We start from the raw sequence: 16,154 nt of genomic DNA, 5'->3' as shown, positions 1-16,154 counted from the left end.
TTCTTCGAGGAATGCTTGTCGTTATTTGCTGTATGGCAGGGATAGCGGCGGCGGATGAAAAGAACATCCTGGTCACCAGCGGCAGCGATCGGGCCACCCCGATCGCGGTAGTGCCGTTTGGCTGGCAGGGCGGCAGCGTGCTGCCGGACGACATGGCCCAGATCGTCAGCGACGACCTGCGCAATTCCGGTTACTACGCACCGATTCCGAAAGGCAACATGATCAGCCAGCCGACCCAGGCCAGCGAAGTCATCTTCCGTGATTGGAAAGCGGTGGGCGCGCAGTACCTGATGGTCGGCAGCATCACGCCGGCCGGCGGTCGCCTGCAGATCCAGTACACCTTGTTCAACGTGGCCACTGAGCAGCAGGTCCTGACCGGCAGCGTATCGGGTACCGCCGAACAACTGCGCGACATGGCCCACTACATCTCGGACCAGTCGTTTGAAAAACTCACCGGTATCAAGGGGGCGTTCTCGACACGCCTGCTTTATGTAACGGCCGAGCGTTTCTCCGTAGACAACACTCGCTACACCCTGCAGCGTTCGGACTACGACGGTGCGCGGGCAGTGACCTTGCTGCAATCCCGTGAGCCAATCCTGTCGCCGCGCTTCGCGCCGGACGGCAAGCGTATTGCCTACGTGTCTTTCGAACAGAAGCGTCCGCGTATCTTCGTCCAGCACATCGATACTGGCCGTCGTGAGCAGATCACCAACTTTGAAGGCCTCAACGGTGCACCGGCCTGGTCGCCGGATGGTTCGCGCCTGGCATTCGTACTGTCCAAGGACGGCAACCCGGACATCTACGTGATGAACATGGCTTCGCGCCAGATCAGCCGCGTGACCAGCGGTCCTGGTATCAACACCGAACCGTTCTGGGGCAAGGATGGTTCGACCATCTACTTCACCTCGGACCGCGGCGGCAAGCCACAGATCTACAAGACCAGCGTTGGCGGTGGGGGCGCGGAACGCGTGACCTTTATCGGTAACTACAACGCCAATCCTAAGCTTTCGGCTGATGAAAAGACGTTGGTGATGATTCACCGTCAGGATGGTTTCACTAATTTCCGGGTTGCGGCCCAGGATTTGCAGCGTGGAACGGTAAAAATCCTCACAGATACCAACCTTGATGAGTCAGCTACTGTTGCGCCCAACGGCACCATGGTAATCTACGCCACCCGCCAGCAGGGCCGGGGAGTCTTGATGCTCGTGTCCATTAATGGACGCGTAAGGCTCCCGCTTCCTACCGCACAAGGCGAAGTCAGAGAACCGTCCTGGTCCCCTTACCTGAACTGACGCGGCGCTACAAAAAGAAGTACTTAACACACTGGGGTTCATTAGGAGTTTCACGATGGAAATGCTGAAGTTTGGTAAGTTTGCTGCTCTGGCTCTGGCTCTGTCCGTAGCCGTTGGTTGCTCGTCTAAAGGCGGCGACAATGCCGGTGAAGGCGCAGCTGTTGATCCAAACGCTGGTTACGGCGCTAACACTGGTGCAGTTGACGGCTCCCTGAGCGAAGAAGCTGCTCTGCGCGCTATCACCACTTTCTACTTCGAATACGACAGTTCGGACCTGAAACCAGAAGCCATGCGCGCTCTGGACGTTCACGCGAAGGACCTGAAAGCTAACGGCGCTCGCGTTGTTCTGGAAGGTAACACTGACGAACGTGGTACTCGTGAGTACAACATGGCACTGGGCGAGCGTCGTGCGAAAGCCGTTCAGCGCTACCTGGTACTGCAAGGTGTTGCTCCAGGCCAACTGGAACTGGTTTCCTACGGTAAAGAGCGTCCAGTTGCTACTGGCCACGACGAGCAGTCCTGGGCTCAAAACCGTCGCGTCGAACTGCGTAAGTAATTCGTCATGCGAACGTGCCGTCGTGCTCTAACTGTATTGGCTCTCAGCCTCGCCCCGCTTGCGGTGTGGGCTGCGGTTCCTGTGGAAGATAGCAACTCTGGCTATAACAATAGCGGGAGCAGTTATCCGCCAGCGGGTTATGGCACGAATGGCGCCTATGCTGGGGGGGCGGCTACGTCCGCTCCCTCGGCACAGGGCGAACTGTTCAACCAGCTGCAACGCATGCAGGATCAATTGGCGCAGCAACAAGGCACCATTGAAGTTCTGCAAAATGAGGTGCGTCAGCTGAAGCAGGAAGGCCTGGAGCGTTACCAGGATCTTGATCGACGTATAGGAGCCGGTGTTACACCTGCCGCTACTCCTGATAATTCTTCTGCCGGTGGCGCGCCCAGCGCGGCTATCGGTGGTGCAGCAGCAGGGGCCGCCGCTGCGAGCCAAGCCCCTGCCGCCAGCAGTGAACCGGGTGATCCGGCGAAGGAAAAGCTGTATTACGATGCAGCCTTCGACCTGATCAAGGCCAAGGATTTCGATAAGGCCAGCAAAGCCTTTACCGCCTTCCTGGGCCGCTACCCAAACAGCCAGTACGCGGGCAACGCCCAATACTGGTTGGGCGAGGTGAATCTGGCAAAGGGTGATCTGCAGGGGGCGGGCCAGGCATTTGCCAAGGTCAGCCAGCTGTACCCCAAGCACGCCAAGGTGCCCGACTCGCTGTATAAACTCGCTGACGTAGAACGCCGCCTGGGTCATACCGACAAGGTCAAAGGCATTCTGCAGCAGGTCGTAGCCCAATATCCGGGTACCTCCGCTGCACAGTTGGCCCAACGGGATCTGCAACGCTTGTAAGCGATGCAGCCGTTTAGAAGAAACCCGCGCCTGGCGCGGGTTTTTTCGTTAGAATCCACGCCCTTTTATGACACACGCTTCCTGGGGCCTACGCGTTGGCGGGGTTCCTTGAAGTGCCTGACGGAGGCGGACAGCCTGTTTAGCTGTTACGCCCGTGGCGACTATGCAAGACACATTACGCATCACCGAAGTTTTTTACTCGTTACAGGGTGAAACGCGAACCGCTGGCCTGCCCACGGTTTTTGTGCGCCTGACCGGTTGCCCCTTGCGTTGCCAATACTGTGACAGCGCCTACGCCTTCAGTGGCGGCACTGTGCGCACCCTCGAAGACATCCTGGAGCAGGTTGCCGGCTACCGGCCCCGCTACGTCTGTGTAACGGGTGGCGAGCCCCTGGCCCAGCCCAACGCCATCCCCTTGCTCAAACAGCTGTGTGATGCCGGTTACGAGGTCTCCCTGGAAACCAGTGGGGCCCTGGATATTTCCGCTGTAGACCCGCGTGTCAGCCGAGTGGTTGACCTCAAGACGCCGGGCTCCAAGGAAGTGCACCGCAACCGCTACGAGAACATCGAACTGCTGACGCCCAACGATCAGGTCAAGTTCGTGATTTGTTCCCGTGAAGACTACGACTGGGCCAATTCCAAGCTGATCCAGTACGGCCTTGACCGCCGTGCCGGTGAGGTATTGTTCTCTCCCAGCCACCACGACCTGAACGCGCGCGATCTGGCCGACTGGGTGGTTGCCGATAACCTGCCCGTACGCCTGCAATTGCAGCTGCATAAATACCTGTGGAACGACGAACCGGGGCGCTGAGATGACTGATCAAAAGCGCGCGGTCATCCTGCTGTCAGGTGGCCTCGATTCCGCAACGCTAGTGGCCATGGTTCGCGCCGAAGGTTACAGCTGTTACACCATGAGCTTCGACTACGGTCAGCGCCACCGCGCCGAGCTGGATGCAGCCGCCCGTGTGGCCCGAGACTTGGGCGTGGTCGAACACAAGGTGATTGGCCTGAACCTCGACGGCATGGGTGGCTCGGCCTTGACCGACAGCACTATCGACGTCCCAGAGGCCCCCACCCAAGGCATCCCGGTTACCTACGTACCGGCACGCAACACCGTGTTCCTGTCCCTGGCCCTGGGCTGGGCGGAGGTTCTGAGTGCCCGTGACATCTTCATCGGGGTTAACGCGCTTGATTACAACGGCTACCCGGACTGCCGCCCCGAATACGTCGAGTCGTTCGAGCGTATGGCCAATTTGGCGACAAAAGCCGGGGTAGAAGGGCAGGGTTTCCGGATCCAGGCACCGCTGCAAAACCTGAGCAAGGCCGCTATCGTGAAGGCTGGCGTAGGACTCGGTGTCGATTACTCGCTGACAGTTTCCTGCTATCAGGCAGACGATGACGGCCGTGCCTGTGGGAAATGCGACAGCTGCCGGCTGCGTGTAGAGGGCTTCCAAATGGCCGGAATTACGGACCCGACGCGTTATTTCTGATTTATTTCAAATAAGGTGTTGAATAATCCTTAGAAATCAGTATTATACGCGCCACCACACAGCGGGTCGTTAGCTCAGTTGGTAGAGCAGTTGGCTTTTAACCAATTGGTCGTAGGTTCGAATCCCACACGACCCACCATTTTTGGCGGTTTAGAAAATCCGGAAGGCCCACGCAAGTGAGGATTTCCGGGTTTTTTTTTGCCTGCGATTTGGTGCTTACCTGCCGGTGCGCAATGCACCCAAGCTATACCAGCATTTGGCAAACCTCCCTGTTGACTCTCCTGTTACGGGCACACCCTATCCTGCCCGCTCGACTTTTCAGGATGAAGTGATGATGAGCAAGCGAGTACTGGTGATTCTGGGGCACCCCTCAACCGACAGTTTCTGTGGGGCATTGACCGACACCTATGTGAAGGCGGCCACAGAGGCCGGGCACGATGTGCGTCTGTTACGCCTGGATGCACTGCGGTTTGATCCAGTGCTGCACGATGGCTACAAACAGGTTCAGTTGCTGGAGCCCGATCTGCTCAAGGCCCAGGCCGATATCACGTGGGCTGAGCACCTGGCGTTTGTCTATCCCATCTGGTGGGGCGGAATTCCGGCCCTGATGAAAGGCTTCTTCGATCGAATATTCCTTCCCGGATTTGCCTTCAAGTATCGCGAAGGCAAAGCCTTTCCCGACAAGCTTTTGAAGGGGCGCACGGCCCACCTGCTGGTCACGATGGATACCCCGCCGTGGTACTACAAGTGGGTCTACTGCATGCCGGGCCTGCACCAGATGCGCAAGACTACCCTGGAGTTCTGCGGCATCAAACCATTGAAGACCCTCACGTTCGGGCCGATCCTCGGTTCCGGCGACTCCCAGCGCGAAGCCTGGCTCAAGCAAGCCCAGGCTATTGCTTGCCGCTGACATAGCCGTTGCACAGCATCGCCTTGCAGCAGGCGATGCCGGCTTTATCCCTGCCAATTACACTGCCTTTTGCCACCTTCGGGTTTCCGACCCCGTAGACATGTGTGAAGATGCGGCGCGCCAAAGTACGCGCCTCTTCTGCGCCATAAAAAAGGACTTTTACATGTATATCGGCAAAGCTGCCCAGTTGTCGGGCACGACAGTCAAGACGATCCGCCACTATGAAGACATTGGTTTGCTGCCGCCGCCGGTGCGCGAAGGGAAGTATCGGGTCTATAGCCAGCAAAGCGTCGAGCTGCTGACGTTTATCAAATGCGCTCAGCAGTTGGGCTTCAAGCTCAAGGAAATGCAGGCGATCCTTCAGGATCACCGGGGCCAGGAGCTGCCGTGGGATTTGGCCAACCAGGCGATTGCGGATAAAAAGCTCGAGCTGAAAGCCCAGATCGAAGGGCTGCAAAACATCTACGACGGTCTTGAGCAGTTCGAAAGCAACCTCAAGGACGCCCGGTACCAATGCCAGTTTGAGCCTCTTTCCAAAACGGTCTGAACGAACTTGCTGCATGAACACTGCCCGCTGACGGCTATGTGCTTGAGGTGATGTCTGAAGGCGGGGGAGACCCAAGGTACCATTGCGGTTTTTTAATCGACAGGCACACGCGTCAAAGCCAGATTAGGCTTTTGAAACCATTGGATATTCTGTAGCCTTGCGCAGCTTCACCTTTACCCGTGCTTGATGAACACAATCACTTCGTCCGGCGGCGCCCGAAGGGCTCCAGAGCCGGTGGTACACTCGACTTTCGCGCTACTGCGCCTGCAGGTCTTGCGAACATGACGCACATTTCCGAACGCCTACTGGTTCAAGCCCACCTCGACGCCAAGCAGCCCAAGGCCCTCAGCGCCGAGGAAGAGGCGAGCCTGCGTGCCGCCATTGCTGCCGAGCTCAAGGCTCAGGACGCGGTGCTGGTTGCCCACTTCTATTGCGATCCGGTGATCCAGGCCCTGGCCGAAGAAACCGGCGGCTGTGTCTCCGACTCCCTGGAAATGGCCCGCTTCGGCGCAGCCCACCCGGCCAAGACCGTACTGGTCGCCGGTGTACGTTTCATGGGCGAGACCGCCAAAATCCTCACCCCCGAAAAACGCATCCTCATGCCGACCCTGGAAGCCACCTGCTCCCTGGACCTGGGGTGTCCGGTGGATGAGTTTTCGGCGTTCTGCGACCAGCATCCCGAACGCACCGTGGTGGTGTATGCCAACACCTCGGCGGCGGTCAAGGCCCGGGCCGATTGGGTGGTGACCTCCAGCTGTGCGCTGGAAATCGTCGAAAGCCTGATGGACAACGGCGAGACCATCATCTGGGGCCCGGACAAGCACCTGGGTACCTACATCCAGCGCCAGACCGGCGCCGACATGCTGCTGTGGGACGGTGCGTGCATCGTCCACGAGGAGTTCAAGTCCAAGCAGTTGGAAGACATGAAGGCGCTGTACCCGGACGCAGCGATCCTGGTGCACCCGGAATCGCCGACCTCGGTGATCGAACTGGCCGACGCGGTGGGCTCCACCAGCCAATTGATTGCGGCGGCACAGCGGCTGCCGAACAAGACCTTCATCGTGGCGACCGACCGCGGCATCTTCTACAAGATGCAGCAGCTGTGCCCGGACAAGGTCTTCGTCGAAGCGCCCACGGCCGGTAACGGCGCCGCGTGCCGCAGTTGCGCACACTGCCCGTGGATGGCGATGAATACGCTGGAGCGCACGCTGCAGTGCCTGCGTGAGGGCAGTAACGAGATCTTCGTCGAGCCGTCGGTGATTCCTCACGCCGTGCGACCGCTCAAGCGCATGCTGGATTTCACCCAGGCTGCGCGCCTGAGGCTGGCCGGTAACGCCTGAATCGAGGCGAGCTCGGTTGAAAATGTGGGAGGGGGCAAGCCCCTTCCCACATTTTGATCTCCAATAAGAAGGGTATTATTTCTTTTGCTTCGGGATGCGCACCAACTGCGTATCCGAGTAGATGTCATGCCAGCTGCGTTTGTGCTTGTCGAACAACGACCAGACAAACCCCAGCCCCACGCACAACCATGACGCAATCGACACCACAAAGCGCAACAGCGCCTGCCACAGGCTGATCCGCGAGCCGTCGGCGTTTTGCACGCGCACGCCCCAGACCTGCATGCCCAGGGTTTGCCCGGAATGGGTCCAGAACTTGGCAAAGAAACCAAACAGCACAAAGAACAGAATCGTCGACAGCAGCGGGTCACCGTCCAGTGCGCCGGATTCGGTGAGGGTGCGCATCCTGGCTTCGCCCACGAACGCGATCCATACCAGCTTGTAGATAAACGCGGTGACGATCAGCAGCGCGGTGCACAACAGGAAGTCATAGAACATCGCTGCCAGGCGACGGCCCAGGCCAACGGCGGGGAACTCGCCTTGGGGACTCAGCAAGGGTTTGGACATGGCAGGGCTCTCAGAGGAAAAAAATCATTTTACGGAATAGCGCCCATAAAAAAGCCCCTGATGTCATGTCAGGGGCTTTTTGTCGCAGGAAGGATCAGCCTTCTGCTTGTACTTCGTCAGCCTGCATGCCTTTCTGGCCTTGAACTGCAACGAAGGTGACCTTCTGGCCTTCCTTCAGGCTTTTGAAGCCGTTGCCTTGAATAGCGCGGAAATGCACGAACAGATCCGGACCGCTTTCTGGAGTGATAAAACCAAACCCTTTCTCGTCGTTAAACCACTTGACGGTACCGCTCTGACGATCAGCCATTTTCTTATTTCCTTGACGCTAAAAATTAATGACAGCCCCTTTCACATGAAAGAGTACTGGGCTGGGTTGCAGGAAAGTAAGAGACGTCGAACGGGTTGTAGCACAACTACTTCAGCTACTGCCCAGGTCCAGGTTCCAAGCGACCCATGCAAACACAGTGGGCAAACTCTACGCCAACTAATGGAGAAAAAACAAGCCCTGGCAAAAGCCCAGGTTTTGCTCGGCCTCATGACACTTCGTTGAATAATGTGGAACCGACTTATTCGATAGAATGGGTCACTTGTTATAGGTTAATTCCTATAATAATGCCTATCGTTGCTGCACTGTTTTATGGCGGTTGCGTTACAGATTAGTGCACGTTAACGCAACCGCGTTACTTATAGGAACAGTCAATCAGCCACGATAGTAACGTTGCGGCACAAATGGCATTTTGCTTACACGAAGTGGCACTTTTTTCCCACGCACCAACGCAGAGACTTCGGTGTCCAGTGCGGTGAATGCGCTGTCCAGGTAACCCATGGCCAGTGGGCCACCCAGGCTCGGGCCAAAGCCACCGCTGCACACGCTGCCGATCACGCTGCCGTGTTCGTCGACGATCTCTGCGCCTTCACGTACGGGTGTGCGTTCCTGGGGCAGCAGGCCTACGCGCTTGCGGCTTACACCGGTTTGCTGCTGGGTGAAGATGCGGTCGGCACCCGGGAAGCCACCGGCACGCGCACCGTCGGTGCGTCGGGCCTTGGAGATTGCCCACAAGAGGCTGGCTTCGATCGGGGTGGTCTCAGTGTTCATGTCGTGGCCGTACAGGCACAGGCCGGCTTCCAGGCGCAGCGAGTCACGGGCGCCCAGGCCGATGGCCTGCACTTCGTCCTCGGCCAGCAGGCTGCGCGCCAGGCTTTCGGCGCTGGCGGCAGGCACGGAGATTTCAAAACCGTCTTCACCGGTGTAGCCCGAGCGGCTGACGTAGCAGTCCACGCCCAGCAGGCGCACCGGGGCGAATTGCATGAAGGTCATCCGGGTGACTTCCGGGGCCAGGCGCGCCAATACCTTCACTGCGGCCGGGCCTTGCAGGGCCAGCAGCGCGCGTTCTTCGAACAGCGGCTCGATGCGGCACTGCTCGCCGATATGCTGGCGCAGGTGCGCCAGGTCCTGGTCCTTGCAGGCCGCGTTGACTACCAGGAACAGTTCGTCGTTACCCAGGTTCGCCACCATCAGGTCGTCGAGGATGCCGCCCTGGTCATTGGTGAACATGGCGTAGCGCTGCATGCCGACCGGCAGGTCGATGATGTCGACCGGCACCAGGGTTTCCAGGGCCTTTGCGGCATTGGCGCCGGTCAGGCGGATCTGGCCCATGTGGGACACGTCGAACAGCCCGGCCTGTTCACGGGTGTGCAGGTGCTCCTTCATCACGCCCAGTGGGTATTGCACCGGCATGTCGTAGCCGGCGAAGGGCACCATGCGTGCACCCAGCTCGAGGTGCAGGGCGTGCAATGGGGTTTTCAACAGGGTTTCGGTGGACATGTTCAGCTCCTGAAAAACGTGCCGGCGCGCCTTTAGGCGTCAGCACTCGATAATGTTGACCGCTAAACCGCCACGGGCGGTTTCCTTGTATTTGCTTTTCATGTCGGCGCCGGTCTGGCGCATGGTGCGGATGACCTTGTCCAGCGAGACGAAGTGTTGCCCGTCGCCACGCAAGGCCATGCGCACCGCATTGATGGCCTTCACCGAGCCCATGGCATTGCGCTCGATGCAGGGCACCTGCACCAGCCCGCCAATCGGGTCGCAGGTCAGGCCGAGGTTGTGTTCCATGCCGATCTCGGCGGCGTTTTCCACCTGGGAAACCGTACCGCCCAATACTTCGCACAACGCGCCAGCGGCCATGGAGCAGGCCACGCCGACTTCACCCTGGCAACCGACTTCGGCCCCGGAGATCGACGCGTTTTCCTTGTACAGAATCCCGATGGCGGCGGCGGTGAGCAGAAAGCGCACCACGCCGTCTTCATTCGCGCCGGGGATAAAGCGCATGTAGTAATGCAGCACCGCCGGCACAATCCCGGCCGCGCCGTTGGTGGGCGCCGTGACCACGCGCCCGCCGTTGGCGTTTTCTTCGTTGACGGCCAGGGCGTACAGGTTGACCCAGTCCAGCACCGACAACGGGTCGCGCAGGGCCGACTCCGGGTTCTTGCACAACTGGCGATGCAAGGCGGCGGCACGACGCTTGACCTTCAGGCCGCCGGGCAAGATGCCTTCGTTGCGACAGCCGGCTGCCACGCAGTCCTGCATCACCTGCCAGATCTTCAACAGGCCGGCACGGGTTTGCGCTTCCGGGCGCCAGGCACTTTCATTGGTCAGCATCACCTGGCTGATGGACAGACCGTAGGTGGTGCAATGGCCGAGCAAGTCCTTGGCATGCTTGAACGGGAACGTCAGTGGGGTGGCGTCTTCGACGATCCGGTCCGCACCGGCGGCGTCTTCATCCACCACAAAACCGCCGCCCACCGAGTAGTACTCGCGGCTGCGGATCTGGATACCCGCCGCATCAAAGGCACGAAAAATCATGCCGTTGGGGTGGTAGGCCAGGGGTTTGCGAATCATCGCCAGGTGTTCTTTCTCGTTGAACGCAATGCTGTGTTCGCCGAGCAGGTTCAAGCGACCGTCGCCGCGCATCTGCGCCAGGCGTGCGGCCACGGTTTCGGTGTTCACGGTGTCCGGGTGTTCGCCTTCCAGGCCCAGCAGCACGGCCTTGTCGCTGCCGTGGCCTTTGCCGGTGGCGCCGAGGGAGCCATAGAGTTCCACCTTGATGCCGGTGGTGGCGCTCAGCAGGTTGTCACGCTTGAGGCCCTCGACGAACCGAGCGGCCGCACGCATGGGGCCGACGGTGTGGGAACTGGAGGGGCCGATGCCAATCTTGAACAGGTCGAACACGCTTAAAGACATGAGTTGTTCTCCGGTTTCTTGTTATGTATTGGGTGGTACTCGGTCAATGTGGGAGGGGGCTTGCTCCCGATGGCAGTGTGTCAGTCAACAGAGATGTTGAATGTAAAACCGCCATCGGGAGCAAGCCCCCTCCCACATTTGATTGAGTTCAGCCTCAGGTTACGCGTAGCTCTCGATTGAAGGGCATGCGCATACGAGATTGCGATCACCAAACACATTGTCAACCCGGCCAACCGGTGGCCAGTACTTGCCTTCGATCAACGAAGCGACCGGGTACACCGCTTGTTCACGGCTGTATGGGTGGCTCCATTCGCCAACCAGTTCCGCCGCGGTGTGTGGTGCGTTTTTCAGCGGGTTGTCGTCCTTGTCCAGGGTGCCGTTTTCCACCGCGCGGATTTCTTCGCGGATGGCGATCATCGCGTCGCAGAAGCGGTCCAGTTCTTCCTTGGACTCGCTTTCGGTCGGCTCGATCATCAGCGTACCCGCCACCGGGAACGACATGGTCGGGGCGTGGAAGCCAAAGTCGATCAGGCGCTTGGCCACGTCATCCACGCTGATGCCGCTGCTGTCCTTCAGCGGGCGCAGGTCGAGGATGCATTCGTGCGCCACCAGGCCGTTGCTGCCGGTGTACAGCACGGGGTAGTGCTCTTCGAGCCGACGGGAAATGTAGTTGGCATTCAGGATCGCCAGCTGCGACGCGCGCTTGAGGCCTGCGCCGCCCATCATGCTGATGTACATCCAGGTGATCGGCAGGATGCTTGCACTGCCGAACGGTGCCGCACACACCGCGCCTTCCTTGCGCGCCATGGCCGCGTGGCCGGGCAGGAAGGGCGTGAGGTGGGACTTGACGCCAATCGGGCCAACGCCCGGGCCGCCACCGCCGTGGGGGATGCAGAAGGTCTTGTGCAAATTCAGGTGGGACACGTCGCCGCCGAACTTACCCGGTGCGCACAGGCCAACCATCGCGTTCATGTTGGCGCCGTCGATGTACACCTGGCCGCCGTTGTCGTGGATGATCCCGCAGATTTCGCGGATACCTTCTTCGAACACGCCGTGGGTGGACGGGTAGGTAATCATCAGCGCGGCGAGGTGCTCACGGTGCTCGATGGCCTTGGCGCGCAGGTCTTCGATGTCGACGTTGCCACGGGCGTCGCAGGCGGTAACCACCACACGCATGCCGGCCATGTTGGCGGTGGCCGGGTTGGTGCCGTGGGCCGACGATGGGATCAGGCAGATGTCGCGACGTGCTTCGCCACGGCTCTGGTGATAGGCACGGATGGCCAACAGGCCGGCGTACTCGCCCTGGGAACCGGCGTTCGGCTGCAGGGAGATCGCGTCATACCCGGTGGCCGCGCAGAGCATGGCCTCCAGGTCGGAGGTCAGTTGCAGGTAGCCGGCGCTTTGCTCGGCCGGGGCGAACGGGTGCAGGGCACCGAACTCGGCCCAGGTCACCGGGATCATTTCACTGGCGGCGTTGAGCTTCATGGTGCACGAGCCCAGCGGGATCATGGTGCGGTCCAGGGCCAGGTCCTTGTCCGCCAGCTTGCGCAGGTAGCGCATCAGCTCGGTTTCCGAGTGATAACGGTTGAACACCGGATGGCTGAGGATCGGTGACTGGCGCAGCAATGCGTCGGGCAGGCGGCTGTCCACCGTGGCGTTGACGTCCGGCAGGGCTTTGCCATTGGCAAAGATCGTCCACAGGGTTTCGATATCGCCTTGGGTGGTGGTTTCGTCGACCGAAAGGCCAACCCGCTCGGCGTCCACCACGCGCAGGTTGATGCGCTGGGCGCGGGCCTTGTCGTGCAGCGCAGCGGTGTCGGCGCCGGTGTGCAGGGTCAGGGTGTCGAAGAAGTGTGCCTGCTCGACCTTGAGGCCCAGCGCGGTCAAGCCCTTGGCGAGCATCGCGGTCAGCTGGTGAATGCGCTTGGCGATCTGGGTCAGGCCCTTGGGCCCGTGGTACACGGCATACATGCTGGCGATGTTGGCGAGCAGCACTTGCGCGGTGCAGATGTTGCTGGTGGCTTTCTCGCGGCGGATATGTTGCTCGCGGGTCTGCATGGCCAGGCGCAGGGCCGGCTTGCCGAAGCGGTCTACCGACACACCGACCAGACGCCCCGGCATGTCGCGCTTGAACGCATCCTTGGTGGAGAAGTACGCCGCGTGCGGGCCACCGAAGCCCAGCGGCACGCCGAAGCGTTGCGCGCTGCCGATTGCCACATCGGCGCCGAACTCACCCGGCGGGGCCAGCAGGGTCAGGGCCAACAGATCGGCAGCCACGGCCACCAGGGCGTTGGCGGTATGGAAACGCTCGGTCAGCGCGCGGTAGTCGAACACGTCACCGTTGCTGGCCGGGTATTGCAGCAGGGCGCCGAAGAACCGGCTGACATCGGTCAGTTCGCGCTCATCGCCGACCACCACGTCGATGCCCAGCGGCTCGGCACGGGTGCGCAGTACGTCGAGGGTTTGCGGGTGGCTGTGGACCGAGGCGAAGAAGGCGTTGCTGCCCTTGTTCTTGCTCAGGCGCTTGCAGAAGGTCATGGCTTCGGCGGCGGCGGTGGCTTCATCGAGCAGCGAGGCGTTGGCGATCGGCAGGCCGGTGAGGTCGCTGATCAGGGTCTGGAAGTTCAGCAGCGCTTCCAGGCGGCCTTGGGAAATTTCTGGCTGGTAGGGGGTGTAGGCGGTGTACCAGGCCGGGTTTTCCAGGAGGTTGCGCAGGATCGGCGACGGCGTATGGCAGTTGTAGTAGCCCTGGCCGATGTAGGTCTTGAACAGTTGGTTCTGGCTGGCAATGGCCTTGATCCTGGCCAGGGCCTCGGCTTCGCCCAGGCCGTCTTCCAGGCCGAGCACGCTGGTGCCCTTGATGCTTTCCGGGATCACGCTGGCGCTCAGGGCTTCCAGGGAATCGAAGCCCAGGCTGGCGAGCATCCGCTGCTCATCTTCCTGGCGCGGGCCGATGTGGCGGGCGATGAACTCATTGGCGGTGCTGAGATTGATGGTCATGGCGCGCTCCTCAGGCTTCGGCGTTGGCTTTGATCAGGCGGTCGTACGCGTCCTGATCCAACAGTTTAGCTACCGCACCGGCATCGGCCGGTTTAAAGCGGAAGAACCAGCCTTCGCCCAGCGGGTCTTCGTTGACCAGTTCCGGGCTGCCATCGAGCTTGGCGTTCACTTCCAGCACTTCACCGTCCAACGGCATGTACACGCCGCTGGCGGCCTTGACCGATTCAACCGTGGACGCTTCAGCGCCCTTGTCATAGGCCTGCAACTCCGGCAGTTGCACGAAAACCACATCACCGAGCGCGTTCTGCGCGAAAGCGGTGATACCCACGGTGACGCTGCCGTCAGCTTCGGCGCGCAGCCATTCGTGATCTTCAGTGAAACGCAACTCGCTCATGGAAACTCCTCAGGGCCAGAATCGTCTGGTGGGCGGGATTGGAATAATGGGGAGTTGCTTAGCAATATCGCGGCCAACCTTATTAATCCGTTATAAATCAATAATTTAATAAATATGGGTATAGGCTTATGCGGTTTGGCTGTAGCGATTTCGCTACAGTCAGGCCGGGGAAAAAAAGCCTATGTGGATCAAAGCCTTGCATGGCGCGCAAAAAGCAGGGCTGTAGCGAAATCGTTCCACTGTAGCGCTTTCAGTACAGCGGATGTCGTTCTCAGACCAAAACTTGGAAATGCATTCCATGCAGCGAGTCAGGGCTTGTTTGGAATGCCGTACTTGCGCAAGCGGTGGGCGATGGCGGTGTGTGAGGTTTGCAGGCGGCTGGCCAACTGCCGGGTCGAGGGGTAACTGACGTAGAGTTTCTCCAGCAGGCTGCGTTCGAAGTCCTCGACGGCCTGTTCCAGGCTATCGACTTCGCCGTCGTTCTGGCGGGCCACGGAGGTGCCGGCGATGTCCAGGTCACCGATGTCCACCAGGCTGCTTTCGCAGATGGCGGCGGCGCGGAAGATCACGTTCTGCAACTGGCGCACATTGCCCGGCCAGCGGTTGCCCAACAGCGCCGGGTAGGTGCCGGGCGCCAGGCGGCATACCGGACGCTGGATCTGTGCACAGGCCTGCTGCATGAAGTAGCGGGCCAACAGCAGGATGTCCTGGCCGCGCTCACGCAGGGGCGGCACTTCGACGTTGAGCACGTTGAGGCGGTAGAACAGGTCTTCGCGGAAGGTACCTTCGCTGACCATTTTTTCCAGGTCGCGGTGGGTGGCGCTGAGGATGCGCACATTGACCTTCACTTCGCGGTCGCCGCCGACCCGGCGGAAGCTGCCGTCGTTGAGAAAACGCAGCAGCTTGGCTTGCAAATAGGGCGACATTTCGCCGATTTCATCGAGAAACACCGTGCCCTGGTTGGCCAGCTCCATCAGCCCCGGCTTGCCGCCGCGTTGGGCGCCGGTAAAGGCGCCGGGGGCGTAGCCGAACAATTCACTCTCGGCGAGATTCTCCGGCAGCGCCGCGCAGTTCAGCGCCAAAAACGGCGCACTGTGGCGCGCGCTGATGGCATGGCAGGCCCGCGCCACCAACTCCTTGCCGGTGCCGGTTTCGCCCTGGATCAACAGCGGCGCATCGAGCGCGGCCACCCGTTGTGCGCGTGCCTTGAGGGTGCGGATCACCGGGGATTCGCCCAGCAGCGCATCAAAGCCTTCGGCATGATCGTGGTGCAGCGCCGACAGTTGTTCGCCGATGCGGTTGGGTTGGTACAGGGTGAGCAGGGCGCCGGCATCGGTGATCGGCGTGGCGTCGAGCAAAAGCGTCTGGCCGTTGACGCTGATTTCACGCAAGGGCAGGCGAAAGCCGTTTTCCAGCAAGGTGTCCAGCAAGGCCGAGTCATTGAACAGCTCGGCGATACTTTCCCCGGCCGGTTCGCGACCGTACAGCGCGATCAGCGCCGGGTTGGCCAGCAGGATCTTGCCCGCGCTGTCCAGGGCCAGCACCGGGTCGGTCATGGCCGCCAGCAGGGCGTCGAGTTGCAGGTGGCGGCGTTGGCCGGGAAGGATGTCCACCACCGTCACCGCTTGTACGCCGTGCACGCTGAACAGCGCGTCACGCAGCTCTTCGAGCACGTCGGCGCTGAGGGTCGGCGCATCGATATAGACGTTGGGCGGCACCATTTCCACCGCATCCAGGTTGAGATTGCGCCCACCAAGCAAGGCCAGGACTTCCTGGGTAATGCCGACGCGGTCGATGAAGCTGACGTGGATACGCATGGGGCGCTTAGCAGTTCTGGAGAGTGGGAGGCGGCAAGTATGCCTTGGAGCGGGGCACAGGTGAAATCTGACAAATAATGGAGATCAAAATGTGGGAGGGGGCTTGCTCCCGATGGCGGTGTGTCAGCTGAAAATAAGCTGACTGACAACCTGCTATCGG

General features: G+C 60.4%; 15 protein-coding genes and 1 tRNA gene. 9 read left to right on the top strand and 7 right to left on the bottom strand.

Annotated elements, in window-relative coordinates:
* The first annotated feature begins 11 nt into the window (after positions 1-11).
* From tolB to nadA, 9 genes are all read left to right on the top strand, one after another.
* Entirely contained in the window at positions 12-1,292 is a 1,281-nt protein-coding gene (gene tolB / locus PspCFBP13509_RS21690) for a Tol-Pal system beta propeller repeat protein TolB (RefSeq protein ID WP_043293513.1), read from the top strand.
* A 55-nt stretch (positions 1,293-1,347) separates the two neighbouring features.
* Positions 1,348-1,848: a peptidoglycan-associated lipoprotein Pal gene (pal, locus tag PspCFBP13509_RS21685; protein ID WP_003209827.1), complete on the top strand. Its 501-nt coding sequence runs from the start codon at positions 1,348-1,350 to the stop codon at positions 1,846-1,848.
* 6 nt (positions 1,849-1,854) lie between these two features.
* Positions 1,855-2,691, top strand: a complete 837-nt coding sequence (gene ybgF, locus PspCFBP13509_RS21680; protein ID WP_027605544.1) for a tol-pal system protein YbgF — start codon at positions 1,855-1,857, stop codon at positions 2,689-2,691.
* A 163-nt stretch (positions 2,692-2,854) separates the two neighbouring features.
* On the top strand, positions 2,855-3,502 hold the full coding sequence (queE, locus tag PspCFBP13509_RS21675; RefSeq protein WP_027605545.1) for a 7-carboxy-7-deazaguanine synthase QueE: 648 nt from the start codon (positions 2,855-2,857) through the stop codon (positions 3,500-3,502).
* A gap of 1 nt (position 3,503) precedes the next feature.
* Positions 3,504-4,181, top strand: coding sequence for a 7-cyano-7-deazaguanine synthase QueC (queC, locus tag PspCFBP13509_RS21670; RefSeq protein WP_137212669.1), 678 nt, complete (start codon positions 3,504-3,506; stop codon positions 4,179-4,181).
* A gap of 63 nt (positions 4,182-4,244) precedes the next feature.
* A tRNA-Lys gene (locus tag PspCFBP13509_RS21665) sits at positions 4,245-4,320 on the top strand.
* Positions 4,321-4,512: 192 nt separating this feature from the next.
* A complete protein-coding gene (locus PspCFBP13509_RS21660; protein WP_065925899.1) occupies positions 4,513-5,091 on the top strand; it encodes an NAD(P)H-dependent oxidoreductase in 579 nt (192 codons plus the stop codon).
* 163 nt (positions 5,092-5,254) lie between these two features.
* Positions 5,255-5,638, top strand: coding sequence for a MerR family transcriptional regulator (locus PspCFBP13509_RS21655; RefSeq protein ID WP_065947881.1), 384 nt, complete (start codon positions 5,255-5,257; stop codon positions 5,636-5,638).
* A 281-nt stretch (positions 5,639-5,919) separates the two neighbouring features.
* Positions 5,920-6,978, top strand: coding sequence for a quinolinate synthase NadA (nadA, locus tag PspCFBP13509_RS21650; RefSeq protein WP_065925901.1), 1,059 nt, complete (start codon positions 5,920-5,922; stop codon positions 6,976-6,978).
* A 75-nt stretch (positions 6,979-7,053) separates the two neighbouring features.
* Here the strand turns inward: nadA and PspCFBP13509_RS21645 are convergent, their stop codons facing one another.
* The 7 genes from PspCFBP13509_RS21645 to PspCFBP13509_RS21615 all read right to left on the bottom strand — a co-directional run bounded on the left by PspCFBP13509_RS21645 (position 7,054) and on the right by PspCFBP13509_RS21615 (position 15,994).
* Entirely contained in the window at positions 7,054-7,542 is a 489-nt protein-coding gene (locus PspCFBP13509_RS21645; RefSeq protein WP_065925902.1) for an RDD family protein, read from the bottom strand.
* Between the two features lie 94 nt (positions 7,543-7,636).
* Positions 7,637-7,849 carry a cold-shock protein gene (locus PspCFBP13509_RS21640; RefSeq protein WP_014339904.1) on the bottom strand — a complete coding sequence of 71 codons (213 nt, stop codon included), beginning with the start codon at positions 7,847-7,849 and terminating at the stop codon, positions 7,637-7,639.
* A 393-nt stretch (positions 7,850-8,242) separates the two neighbouring features.
* Positions 8,243-9,367, bottom strand: a complete 1,125-nt coding sequence (gene gcvT / locus PspCFBP13509_RS21635; RefSeq protein WP_065925903.1) for a glycine cleavage system aminomethyltransferase GcvT — start codon at positions 9,365-9,367, stop codon at positions 8,243-8,245.
* Positions 9,368-9,406: 39 nt separating this feature from the next.
* Complete coding sequence (locus PspCFBP13509_RS21630; RefSeq protein WP_065925904.1) at positions 9,407-10,783, bottom strand: L-serine ammonia-lyase; 1,377 nt, start codon at positions 10,781-10,783, stop codon at positions 9,407-9,409.
* A gap of 159 nt (positions 10,784-10,942) precedes the next feature.
* Positions 10,943-13,783, bottom strand: coding sequence for an aminomethyl-transferring glycine dehydrogenase (gcvP, locus tag PspCFBP13509_RS21625; RefSeq protein WP_137212668.1), 2,841 nt, complete (start codon positions 13,781-13,783; stop codon positions 10,943-10,945).
* Between the two features lie 10 nt (positions 13,784-13,793).
* Positions 13,794-14,177: a glycine cleavage system protein GcvH gene (gene gcvH, locus PspCFBP13509_RS21620; RefSeq protein WP_027605554.1), complete on the bottom strand. Its 384-nt coding sequence runs from the start codon at positions 14,175-14,177 to the stop codon at positions 13,794-13,796.
* Between the two features lie 308 nt (positions 14,178-14,485).
* Positions 14,486-15,994 (bottom strand): sigma-54-dependent transcriptional regulator, encoded by a 1,509-nt coding sequence (locus PspCFBP13509_RS21615; RefSeq protein WP_065925906.1) that lies wholly within the window; start codon positions 15,992-15,994, stop codon positions 14,486-14,488.
* Positions 15,995-16,154: the final 160 nt, after the last annotated feature.

Origin of the sequence: Pseudomonas sp. CFBP13509 (genome assembly GCF_005233485.1) — a bacterium.
Classification (GTDB): Bacteria; Pseudomonadota; Gammaproteobacteria; order Pseudomonadales; family Pseudomonadaceae; genus Aquipseudomonas; species Aquipseudomonas marginalis.
This window is presented reverse-complemented; position numbering and strand designations above follow the sequence as displayed.